The sequence below is a fragment of the Rhodopila sp. genome, from assembly GCF_035548235.1.
In the GTDB taxonomy this organism is placed as follows: domain Bacteria; phylum Pseudomonadota; class Alphaproteobacteria; order Acetobacterales; family Acetobacteraceae; genus Rhodopila.
Map to the genome: position 1 here is coordinate 43,839 of NZ_DASZTJ010000075.1, position 10,573 is coordinate 54,411.

Below are 10,573 nucleotides of genomic sequence, written 5' to 3' on the forward strand. Positions count from 1 at the left end.
AGGCGGCGGGGGAAATTGCAAGCACCGGCGCAGGCGCCATTCCTCTGGACACAGCGGCCCAGCCGTTTCAAACCATCCCATTCTCGCGCCTAGGACCCGATCATGCCTGTCGAGACCGTCATCGAAGCCGCCCGATCCTTTCTCGGCGAACGTCTCAGCACCAACGCCGCGCTGCGCGAGCAGCACGCCCACGGCGAGGACACGCAGCCGCCGGTCCTGCCCGACGCGGTGGCGTTCATCGAGACGACCGCGGAAGCATCCCGCCTGCTGAACTTGTGCAACCAGGAACACGTTCCCATCGTGCCCTGGGGCGCCGGCACCTCACTTGAGGGACATGTGACGCCGGTGCGCGGCGGGATCACGCTCGACCTGTCGCGGATGACCCAGGTGCTGGATGTCAGCCAGCCCGACATGGATTGCCGGGTCCAGGCCGGGGTGACGCGGGCACAGCTCAACACGCACCTGCGCGACAGCGGGCTGTTCTTCCCGGTCGACCCCGGCACGTCCGCCTGCACCATCGGCGGGATGTGCGGCACCCGCGCCTCCGGCACCAACGCGGTGCGCTATGGCACGATGCGGGAGAACGTGCTGGGCCTGACGGTCGCGCTGGCCGACGGACGCGTGATCAAGACCGGCGGGCGCGTGCGCAAATCCGCCAACGGCTACGACCTGACCCGCCTGTTCCTGGGATCGGAGGGCACGCTGGGCGTCATTACCGAGATCCAGCTCCGCCTGCACGGCATCCCGGAGGCGATCTCGTCGGCCACCTGCCAGTTCCCCGACCTTGCCGGCGCGGTCGATACCGTGATCGCCATCCTGCAGATGGGCATCCCTGTGGCGCGCATGGAGTTGCTGGACGACGTCCAGATGGAGGCCTGCATCCGCTATTCGAAGCTGGACGGGCTCGCAGTGATGCCGACGCTGTTCTTCGAGTTCCACGGCACCGAGGCGTCGGTCTCCGAACAGGCGCAGCAGGCCGAGATGATCGCTGCCGACAATGGTGGCCAAGGGTTCCGCTGGGCGGTCGATCCGGCCGAACGCGGCAAGCTCTGGCAGGCGCGGCATGACGCCTACTGGGCCTGCCTGGCACTGAAGCCGGGCTGGAAAGGGATCGCCACCGACGCGATCGTCCCGATCTCCCGCCTGACCGAGGCCGTGGTGGGCGTGAAGGAAGACATCGCCGCGTCCGGCCTGACCGCACCGATCGTCGGGCATGTCGGCGACGGCAACTTCCACACCGTGATCCTGGTCCCGCCGGAGCCGGACGGGCTGGAGCGTGCCTGGGCCCTTGACCGCAAGATCGTCTCCCGAGCGTTGTCGCTCGGTGGGTCGTGCAGCGGGGAACATGGGGTGGGGATCGGGAAGCGGGAGTTCCTGCTGGAGGAACACGGGCCGGAGGCGCTGGCGGTCATGCGGTCGGTCAAGCACGCACTGGATCCGCGAGGCGTGCTGAACCCGGGGAAGATCTTCTTGAACTGACCGGCCTGCGAACGGGGTACGGTTCAAGGCTGTCCGTTCAAGGCAAGACGATCAGTGCCGTGCCTGCCACCTGGCGAAACGCTTGGCGTTGTCGATCGCCTCGCGCTCCACCGCGTCGCTGTCGCGCACATAGCGATCGGCGAAGCTCTCGATCCCCCAGCGCTGGTACTGCATCACATGGGTCAGTTCATGCGCCCACAGCGTGGCGTCGGTCCTGGCGTCCCGCTCCGACTTGAACAGCACCACCTCGCCCAGCGTCAGCGCCACCGCGTCGCCATAAGAGAATGCCAGCGACGGCAGACCCAGCGGCTCCGCCCCGCCGATCCCATAGCGCACCCGCTGCAGCAGGTCGGCGGGGAAGAACCCTAGCAGCGAGCGATAGATGCCGGCGGGCATGACCGCCACGCCATCGGCGATGGCGCGCTGCCGAGCGGTCTCGATCAGGCTGGCGAGGGCCTCGCCCGCATAGTCCAAAAGTTGCGGTGGGATGGGACTTTGCGCTCGGGCCGGCATGGCCCAGGCCAAAGGCGCGAATAACAGGGAGCGACGCATATTCATGACAAACACAGGTTGTATGACGAGATGTTAACCACCGCATCGCGCCGATACCTTGCCGGAATTGTGGCGATACCGGGGAGAAACACGACCATACCAAAACGAACTGCGTGCTCCCAGTCATGGACGGGCTTCCTCTGGCCATCCACGACCCTAATAATATCAGCAGGTTAACCACTCGGATCGCCAGTGCAAAGGCGCCCACGACAAGACCGCGCCGCCCTGTGTCAGAGCCGTTCGCTGATCCTGATCGCGGCCCTGCATCCGGCCCTGATCAGCCGTGACAGCGCCCGGTAGCCCGGCGCCTGCTCCGCCCCGTGTTCCAGGCCGATATCGCGGTGCTCGACCTCCTCGGCGCGGAACGTCTCGATCGTCTCGCACAGCGCCGGCTCGTCGGTCAGCGTCTCGACCTGAGACCGGTAGTGGGCGTCGATCGTTTCTTCGACCGCGACGGTGCAGGCCATTGCGGCCTTGTCGCCCAGTGCGGCCGTCGCGGCGCCCAGGACGAAGCCGGCGACGTGCCAGAACGGCAGCATCACGGTTGGCCGCACCCGGCGGTCGGCGATCAGGCCGTTGAACGTCTCCAGGTGATGCTGCTCCTGCGCCTGCATGTGCCGCAGCAGGTCGCCGTTGGCGCCACGACCCAGGACCGCGAGTTGCCCGGCATAGATCCGCGCCGCGCCATACTCGCCGGCATGGTCGACCCGGATGGCCTGCGCCACCTCTGTCTTCGCCGGCCGGTCGCCCGGCAGGTATCGCCTGGGATCGCTCATCGCCGCCTCTGGCTGCCATTCAGGGAAACAGCGACGCAGCCGGCGAAGACCAAGGCAAAGAGCAGGTTCATCCCGGCGATCGAGATCGGCAGCCAGGGAATCAGGAAATTCGGCTCGTCGCAGGGTTTCGAGGGCCGCGCCGGCATCTGCGCCAGACGTTCGGCGATGGTGCCGGCCGTGATCCGTGGCGCCGCGCATTCCGGCAGCGGGCTGGGCCACCAATGCCACTCGACTCCGACATGGATGACGCCCAGCACCACGTCGCCCAGCAGGCAGAGCACCGCCAGCCACAGCAGGGTGCGCGACAGTCGTCTCGGCGTCACCGCCGCCAGCACGCCAAGCGCGATCACGATGCGATACGGCCAGCGCTCCAGAAGGCACAGAGCGCAGGGCACCAGGCCGCCCCAATCCTCCAGCGCGAAGGCGAACCCCAGCGCCGCCGCGGCCAGAAGCGCGGTGACGATCGCGAGAGTCCGCGGTGCGGTGCGGGCTGGGTAGCGGGGCATCCCGTGCTGTGTGCCCCGAACTGCCCGCCCCACGCAAGTTGCCGGTTGGTGGCGGCTTCTCTACCTTGGCCGCACATCAAGGCTGGACGGACACAATGAGCGGCAAGACAGAACGCATCCTTTGGGGCAGAGCGACGTCGAGCAACGTGATGAAGGCGTTGTGGGTGCTGGAGGAGCTGGGCCTACCCTACCGCCGCGTCGATGTCGGCGGGGCGTTCGGCAAGACCGACACGCCGGAATACCGGGCGATGAACCCGACCGGCTTGGTGCCGACATTGCAGGAAGGCGATTTCACGCTGTGGGAGAGCAATGCGATCGTACGCTACCTGGCGCGCGACGCCGCCTCCATCTGGCCTGCCGACCCACGGGGGCGGGCGACCGTCGATCATTGGATGGACGCGCAGCAGACCACGATGAACCGGCCGATGGCACAGGTGTTCTGGGGGCTGGTGCGCACGCCGGCCGACAAGCGTGACCTGAAGGCCGTCGCCGCCGCCATCGAAGAGACCGCCAAGGCCTGGCGCTATGTCGAGACGGAAGTATCCAAGCACGCCTACCTGGCCGGGGACTCGTTCACGATCTGCGACATACCCTGGGGCGTGCATGCCCATCGCTGGTTCAACATCGACTACATGGGCCTCGTTCGGCCCGATATGCCGGCGCTGAAGGCCTGGTATGATCGGCTGTGCCAGCGTCCGGCGTATCAACGGGCAGTGACCGCGACTCCGATTTCCTGACGGCTGGCCACCCCATGCCAGCCGGCACTGGTCGTGTCAGTTGGTCTCGTACCTTCGTCATGGACCGGCTCGACCGGGCCATCTCGCGCCACAGGGGAGAAAGATGGCCCGGCCAAGCCGGTCCATGTCGGTGGGGTGCCAGGATCAGCCGGCGTCTGGATCAGCGCCGGTTGGTATCACCCGGCCAGCCCCAGGATTCCCCGGCAGGCCGCCGGCAGCGGCGGCGGATGGTAGGGCTTCTTGGGCTTGGGCGGCGCGTTCAACTGATCGAACCACCATTGCAGCGTCGCGTCGCACCCATCGCCCGGCGGTGGCGGCGGCGCCTGGGCGCACTCGGTCTGTCCCGGTGGGCAGCGAAAGCGGATATGCATGTGCGCCGCGTGCCCGTACCAAGGCCGGATCAGGTGCAGCCATGACCGGTCACCGGTCGTGTCCTCGCACAACCGCTTCTTGATGGCGGGGTTGACCAGGATCCGGTCCACGTCCGGCAACCTCGCCGCCAATTTCAGCAGTTCGACGACCCGGGGGCTCCACACCGCCGGATCGACCCCGCGCAGGTCCGGCCGGACCACGCTGGCCAGTACAACACTCTCCCGCTGCGCCGCATCCAGCGGGTCGCGCGGGCGCATGTCCAGCCCGACATCGGCGTCCAGCCCCACCTGGTGGCTGACATGCCCGCCCGGCAGCGGACCGCCGCGGGCACGCGAGATGTCTTCGACCAGAAGCGTCGGCAGGCCAACCGCGGCGGCCTCCTGACCCAGCAGTTCCAGCCGGGCGATGGTCTGCGGCGCGCCATAGAAGGCGCTGCGGTCGAGATGGATGGTCTGGAACCCAGGCCCGTGGTCCGGCAAGCTGATCGCACCCTCGATGCAGCCGCCGGTGAACGGCCCCCCGATGATCCGCAACGGCCCCGGCAGGGGCGACATCGCCAGCCCGGCCCCGGCCCTGCTTACGCCCGCGGCCGCAGGCCCGGACAGGAAGACCCCCAGAAGGAACAATTGAAACAGGCGGGACCGGATCAAAACCTGCGCTCGAACACCGTGATGACGTCTCCCGGCGCGATCAGCGTCTGCCGCGAGGCCTTCCCCTCGATAGCAGACCCCTTGCCGGTGCGCACCACCGATGCATAGTCGTCGATCGCCCGATAAGTGAAACCGCCAGCCACTGCCGCGGCCGTCACCAACGTCATGCCCGGCTGATAAGGGTATTGCCCGGGCTTGCTGACCTCACCCAGCACGAAGATCGGGCGGTAGGTCACGACCTCGGCGGCGACGGACGGGGCGACCAGCAGGTTTTTCCGGACCAGCGCCTCGGTGACCCGAGCGGCCAGCATGTCCGTGGACAGACCGGACGCCTTCATCGGGCCGACCAGCGGCAGAGCGATCGTGCCGCTGTCGCTGACGCGGAACTCGGCCGTCAGCGCGTCCTCCTGATAGGTGATCAGGCGGATCACGTCGCCCGGCCCCAGTTGATAGGGTCCGTTCGCGACGGGCGGCAGGTCGGGCAGGTCCCGACCCGGCGCGCACCCGACGCAAAGCAGCAGAAGGAGGAGACAGAACAGGAAACGCAAGGCTGTAACCCTGTTTTAGGGTTGTCGTCACGCGACCGGCTTTCCGGCCCGGACCCGTCTTAACGGCGCGTTCTTAACGAATGGTTAACGGCAACCCGCTTCTCCGTCCCGCTTTTCCGTCCCCGCCTTTCCGTTATGGTCGCAGCAACCCGTTCCCCGGCCCGCGTCGGCGCCATTAACCGTTTCTTAAGCGATCCCGCCTTACCACGGGCTTCTCCCCACCCGCACCGGGCCGATTCAGTCCCGGCACGACCAAAAAGGCCGATCATCGCGGATGCCCGAAAGCCCTGTCGACATTGCAGGCGGAATACCCTCGTCCGATTGGGACATGCGGCCGGCGCCCATCAGGCGTCCGATCCCGGCCGAGGCACGGCCACGTCCCGATTTTCTCGCCGGCCTGCGCCAACGCCGCCTGCCGTTCCTGGTTGTCGCCGTCCTGGTGCCACTCGCCGCCTGGGTCGCGCTGCGACAGGCCACGCCGCTCTACACCGCGACCGGATCGCTGGTTTACCAGGCGACCGAATACCAGCCGCGCGAACTCCAGAGCCTGGTGCGTGCCGATCCGATCACCGAGGAAATCATGGCGACGCAGGCCGAAATCCTGCAGAGCCTGAAGATCGCCGAAGCCGTCGCCCAGCGCGGCCAACTGATCGACAATCCCTGGTTCAATCCCGCCCGCCGCCCGCCACCCCTGACGGCGTCGGCGATGACCGCGCTGCGCGGCCTGCTGGGCATGGACACCGAAGGACCGCCGGAGGAGCCGGTCTACGGCCCCGTGCTGAATCACAGCTACGCCGCCATGCTGCAGGCGGTGCGCGCGTCGCTGCACGCGAACCCGGCGCATGATTCGCATGTGATCGAGGTCAACTTCACCGCCGACGACCCCAACGTCGCCGCGGCCGGCGTCAACAACGCCATGGACGCGTATATCAAGGGCCTTTACGCCGACAAGCACCAGAAGATCGACCAGGCCAAGGTGCAGCTTGAAAGCCAGGCGCGCGACCTGCGCCATGGCGTGGCGGCGCTGGAGAAGCAGATCTCCGACTACCGGCAGGCCCATGGGCTGAACCAGGGCATTCACGCCGGCATCGACACCGAGCAGATCACACGGCTGTCGGAGGAACTGACCAAGGCCCGCGCCGACCTGGCCACCGCCACCGCCCGCCTCGATGCCACCCGCGCCGGGCGCGGCGCGGCGGACCAGGCCGCGGTCGCACCGTCGGTCGTGCAGTTCCGCGTCCGCCGCGATGCGCTGCGGGAGAAGTTGCAGGCGCAACTGACCCGCCTCGGGCCGCAGCACCCCGAGACCCAGGCGGTGCAATCGCAGCTCAGGCAGGCCGACCTGGCGCTGGAGGCGGAAACCACCCGCGTCGTCGCCGCCGCCGAGGCGGAACAGATCGCCGCCCAGGGCCGCGTGAAGGCCGCCGAACAAGCGCTGCAGGCCACCCGCCAGGATGCCGACCGCGCGGACCATGAACAATTGCCGCTGAACACGATGAACCGCGACCTGGAAGCGGCACGGGCACAGCTCAACACGGTGCTGGAAGGCATCCAGCGCACCACCTTGCAGGCAGGCGTGGAATTCCCCGAGGCGCATGAAATCTCCCTCGCGCTGCCCCCCGACCACACCAGCGCGCCGCGCACGGCGCAGACCATGCTGGCGGCCACGGCGGCCGGGGTATTCCTGGGCCTGCTGCTCGTGCACCTGCTGCAACTGGTCGACGAGACGCTGCGGGACGGCGAGACGGTCCGCCGGCTGACCGGCCTGCCCTGCCTCGCGCTGGTCCCCGAACTCGGCCGCCGAGCGCTGCGATCGACGCGGGTACACGAGTATGCCGCGCGGCGGCCGCTGACCGCTTTCGCCGAACAGGTCAGGGCCCTGCGCGCCGCCATCGGCCTCGACGCCGATCGCCCCCGCATCATCGCGATCACCGCCGCTCGGCCCGGCGAGGGCAAATCGGTGCTGACGCTGTCCCTCGCCCGGTCGGCACAGACCGGCGGGGAGCGTGTGCTGCTCATCGAGTGCGACGCGCGTCAGCCCTCGGTCCATCAGCGGCTCGACGGGCCTCCTGGTCCGCAGGCGGGGCTGCTGGACATCCTGCGGGGCGAGGCGGAATGGCGCGACACGGTGCGCGAGGACCGGCTGACCGGCCTGGCCTGCATCACCGCCGGCCGTCCCGCTCGAGGCGCCGACCTTCTGAGCCTGTTCATGTCCGACCGCATGCGCCGGCTGCTGTCGGAGGTGCGCGACGGCTACGACCTGGTCCTGCTCGACTGCCCGCCGGTGGAGGCGATGACCGAGGCTCGCATCGCCGCCGGCCTGGCGGACGCCACCCTGCTGTGCATCCGCTGGCGGCGCACCCAGGCGAAGACGGTGCTGCATGCGCTGCGGCTGCTGCAGGAGGCCCACGCCAAGGTCTCGGGCGCCGTTCTGACTAGAGTCGACACACGTGAACATCTACGCTCGGGCAACGCTGACGCGGGGGTCTATCACCGCCGCTACAAAGCGTATTTTCGAGGGTAGGCACGATGACGCAACGTTTCCTGGTCACCGGCGGCGCCGGCTATGTCGGCAGCCATGTGGTCGCGGCCCTGCTGGATCGCGGTGACGCGGTCACCATCCTGGACAACCTCCGCACCGGCCATCGCCCGGCCGTGCCGCCGGGCGCGGCCTTCGTGCAAGGCGACCTCGCCGACGAGGCCGCGATCGACGCCGTGCTGGCGCAAGGCTTGGCCGAGGGACCGTGGACGGCGGTGCTGCATTTCGCCGCGCTGTCGCAGGTCGGCGAAAGCATGCGCATGCCGATGCGATACCTGCTGGACAACGGCGCCAACGGAATCCGGCTGATCGACGCCTGCATCCGGCACGGCGTGACGAAGTTCGTGCTGTCCTCGACCGCTGCCCTGTTCAACGTGCCAGGCAATGACCCGATCCCCGAGGACGCGCCGATCGATCCGCAGTCCGCCTATGGCGAAAGCAAGTACATCATCGAACGGGCGCTGCGCTGGGCGCACCAGGTGCATGGGCTGCGCTACGCCTGCCTGCGCTATTTCAACGCCGCCGGGGCGGACCCCGCCGGCCGCTTCGGGGAGGATCACCGTCCGGAGACCCACCTGATCCCCCTGGTGATCGACGCGGCGCTGGGCCGTCGCGCCGCGCTGGAGGTCTATGGCGACGACTATCCGACGCAGGACGGCACCTGCATCCGCGACTACGTCCATGTCTCGGACCTGGCGAGCGCACACCTTCTGGCGGTGGAACGCCTGGATGACGGGCCGCTGGTGTGGAACCTGGGCAACGGCCTGGGCCACTCGGTGCGCGAGGTGATCGCCTCGGTCGAGCGCGTGAGCGGCCTGAAGGTGCCATATCGGATGGCCCCACGCCGGCCGGGCGACGCGGCGGTGCTGGTGGCGTCGTCGCAGCGCGCCCAGGCGGCGGGCTGGCGGCCGGTCCATGCCGACCTGGACGAGATCGTCCGCACCGCCTTCGCCTGGCGGCAGTCCCATCCGGATGGCTATGGCAAGCAGGCATAGGGACTGGTGGACGATCCCGGCCGCCGCGATCCTGCTGCTGTGGCCGGCGATCTGGAATCGGTACCCGATCGTCTTCGCCGATACCGGGACATATCTGTCCCAGGCGATCCACCGCTATGCCGGCTGGGACCGGCCGGTGTTCTACAGCCTGTTCATCTTTCCGTTGCATGCGAAACTGTCGCTGTGGCCGATCGTCGCGGCGCAGGCGCTGCTGGCGGCCTGGGTGCTGCGGTGCGTCTGCCGCCTGGCCGCGCCCCGGCTGGCGCCGTGGGCATTCATGGTCCTGATCGTCGGCCTCGCCATCGGCACCTGGCTGCCCTGGCTGGTGTCGGAAGTCATGCCCGACCTGTTCACGCCGCTGCTGGTGCTGGCGCTTTGGCTGCTGGCGTGGCAGGCGGCGCAGTTGACGGGCCGGGAGATCGTGGGCCTTTCGGGCCTGGCAACGTTCGCGATCGCGGCACAACAATCGAGCCTGCCGCTCAGCATGGTGCTGATCGGGGCGGCGGTCGCAGGGGCGCGATCGGTATCGCGGCGGCCATTGGCGCTGCTGTTGCCCTTGGTGGTGGCCATCGTCGCGCTCTGCGGGGTCAACCTTGCGGCGCACGGACGTTTCTCGGTCTCGCCGTTCGGCAACGTCTTCCTGCTCGCCCGCTCCCTGTATGACGGGCCGGGGATGGAAGCCCTGCGGCGCGATTGCCCCACTTCCGGCTGGCGGCTCTGCGCGTTCGTCGATCGGATGCCGCGGAGTTCGGACGCGTTCCTGTGGGACAGCGATAGCCCGCTCCAGTTGGCGGGCGGTCCGAAGCAGGTCTCCGGCGAGGCGAACGCGATCATCGCGTCCGGGCTGCGTGCCGAGCCGGCGGGATCGGCGCGCGCGGCGCTGCGGAACTCAGCCGACCAGGTGACCCGGTTCGCCAGCGGCGACGGGCTGGAACCGTGGCCGCGGCAGGTCACGCCGGTTATCACAGGCGATTTCCCGCCGGCCGAAGCTACGCGCTACACCGGGGCGCGCCAACAGGGTGGAAAATTGTCCGTGCCGTCCCTCCTGGCCGAGTTGCACAAGGCCGTGGCGGTGGCCTGCGCAGCCGCCGGCGTGCTGCTGCTTCCCGGCATCTGGCGGCGGCGCAGGTCCATTGCCGGCCTGCTGATGCTGGTCCTGCTGGCCCTGCCGGTGAATGCGGCGATCACGGGGGTGTTCTCGGGCCCGCACGACCGCTACCAGGCGCGGCTGATGTGGCTGCCGGTCTTCGTCGTGCCGCTGGTCGCGGCAGCGTTCGCCCCTCGCCCTTCGGTCCTCCGTACGTCCGTGCCTCGCATGTCCAGGCCCTTCCCGTCACGGCCCTCCCCGTCACGGCCCTCCCCGTCACGGCCCTCCCCGTCACGGCCCTCCCCGTCATGCCCCGGCCCGACCGGGCCATC

Annotated in this window: 10 protein-coding genes; 5 read left to right on the top strand and 5 right to left on the bottom strand. The window is 68.7% G+C overall.

All coding sequences use genetic code 11. The annotated features are described in order from the left end of the window. Nucleotides 1–102 precede the first annotated feature (102 nt). Complete coding sequence (locus VHB27_RS06250; protein WP_325598314.1) at nucleotides 103–1,479, top strand: FAD-binding oxidoreductase; 1,377 nt, start codon at nucleotides 103–105, stop codon at nucleotides 1,477–1,479. A gap of 51 nt (nucleotides 1,480–1,530) precedes the next feature. On the opposite strand, the gene VHB27_RS06255 is transcribed toward VHB27_RS06250, so the two are convergent. The 3 genes from VHB27_RS06255 to VHB27_RS06265 all read right to left on the bottom strand — a co-directional run bounded on the left by VHB27_RS06255 (nucleotide 1,531) and on the right by VHB27_RS06265 (nucleotide 3,313). Then, nucleotides 1,531–2,031 (bottom strand): eCIS core domain-containing protein, encoded by a 501-nt coding sequence (locus VHB27_RS06255; protein WP_325598316.1) that lies wholly within the window; start codon nucleotides 2,029–2,031, stop codon nucleotides 1,531–1,533. A gap of 230 nt (nucleotides 2,032–2,261) precedes the next feature. After that, nucleotides 2,262–2,807, bottom strand: coding sequence for a demethoxyubiquinone hydroxylase family protein (locus tag VHB27_RS06260; protein WP_325598318.1), 546 nt, complete (start codon nucleotides 2,805–2,807; stop codon nucleotides 2,262–2,264). After that, nucleotides 2,804–3,313: a disulfide bond formation protein B gene (locus VHB27_RS06265; RefSeq protein ID WP_325598320.1), complete on the bottom strand. Its 510-nt coding sequence runs from the start codon at nucleotides 3,311–3,313 to the stop codon at nucleotides 2,804–2,806. Before VHB27_RS06265 ends, VHB27_RS06260 begins: the two co-directional genes overlap by 4 nt. Before the next feature lie 95 nt (nucleotides 3,314–3,408). On the opposite strand from VHB27_RS06265, the gene VHB27_RS06270 reads away from it, so the two are divergent. Beyond that, nucleotides 3,409–4,050 (top strand): glutathione S-transferase family protein, encoded by a 642-nt coding sequence (locus VHB27_RS06270; RefSeq protein ID WP_325598322.1) that lies wholly within the window; start codon nucleotides 3,409–3,411, stop codon nucleotides 4,048–4,050. Between the two features lie 176 nt (nucleotides 4,051–4,226). Here the strand turns inward: VHB27_RS06270 and VHB27_RS06275 are convergent, their stop codons facing one another. Further along, entirely contained in the window at nucleotides 4,227–4,976 is a 750-nt protein-coding gene (locus VHB27_RS06275; RefSeq protein WP_325598324.1) for a penicillin-insensitive murein endopeptidase, read from the bottom strand. Between the two features lie 92 nt (nucleotides 4,977–5,068). Further along, nucleotides 5,069–5,620, bottom strand: a complete 552-nt coding sequence (locus VHB27_RS06280) for a polysaccharide biosynthesis/export family protein (RefSeq protein WP_325598326.1) — start codon at nucleotides 5,618–5,620, stop codon at nucleotides 5,069–5,071. A gap of 328 nt (nucleotides 5,621–5,948) precedes the next feature. Here VHB27_RS06280 and VHB27_RS06285 point away from each other — a divergent pair, with 328 nt between their 5' ends. The 3 genes from VHB27_RS06285 to VHB27_RS06295 all read left to right on the top strand — a co-directional run. Next, a complete protein-coding gene (locus VHB27_RS06285; protein WP_325598328.1) occupies nucleotides 5,949–8,144 on the top strand; it encodes a GumC family protein in 2,196 nt (731 codons plus the stop codon). A 5-nt stretch (nucleotides 8,145–8,149) separates the two neighbouring features. Further along, on the top strand, nucleotides 8,150–9,154 hold the full coding sequence (gene galE, locus VHB27_RS06290; RefSeq protein WP_325598330.1) for a UDP-glucose 4-epimerase GalE: 1,005 nt from the start codon (nucleotides 8,150–8,152) through the stop codon (nucleotides 9,152–9,154). Then, a partial coding sequence (locus VHB27_RS06295; RefSeq protein ID WP_325598332.1) for a hypothetical protein occupies nucleotides 9,138–10,573 on the top strand: 1,436 nt, incomplete at its 3' end. The genes galE and VHB27_RS06295, both read left to right, overlap by 17 nt.

Coding starts and splice junctions, on each gene's coding strand:
- VHB27_RS06250 (WP_325598314.1), top strand. CDS start 103: ATGCCTGTCGAGACCGTCATCGAAGCCGCCCGATCCTTTCTCGGCGAA.
- VHB27_RS06255 (WP_325598316.1), bottom strand. CDS start 2,031: ATGCGTCGCTCCCTGTTATTCGCGCCTTTGGCCTGGGCCATGCCGGCC.
- VHB27_RS06260 (WP_325598318.1), bottom strand. CDS start 2,807: ATGAGCGATCCCAGGCGATACCTGCCGGGCGACCGGCCGGCGAAGACA.
- VHB27_RS06265 (WP_325598320.1), bottom strand. CDS start 3,313: ATGCCCCGCTACCCAGCCCGCACCGCACCGCGGACTCTCGCGATCGTC.
- VHB27_RS06270 (WP_325598322.1), top strand. CDS start 3,409: ATGAGCGGCAAGACAGAACGCATCCTTTGGGGCAGAGCGACGTCGAGC.
- VHB27_RS06275 (WP_325598324.1), bottom strand. CDS start 4,976: ATGTCGCCCCTGCCGGGGCCGTTGCGGATCATCGGGGGGCCGTTCACC.
- VHB27_RS06285 (WP_325598328.1), top strand. CDS start 5,949: ATGCGGCCGGCGCCCATCAGGCGTCCGATCCCGGCCGAGGCACGGCCA.
- galE (WP_325598330.1), top strand. CDS start 8,150: ATGACGCAACGTTTCCTGGTCACCGGCGGCGCCGGCTATGTCGGCAGC.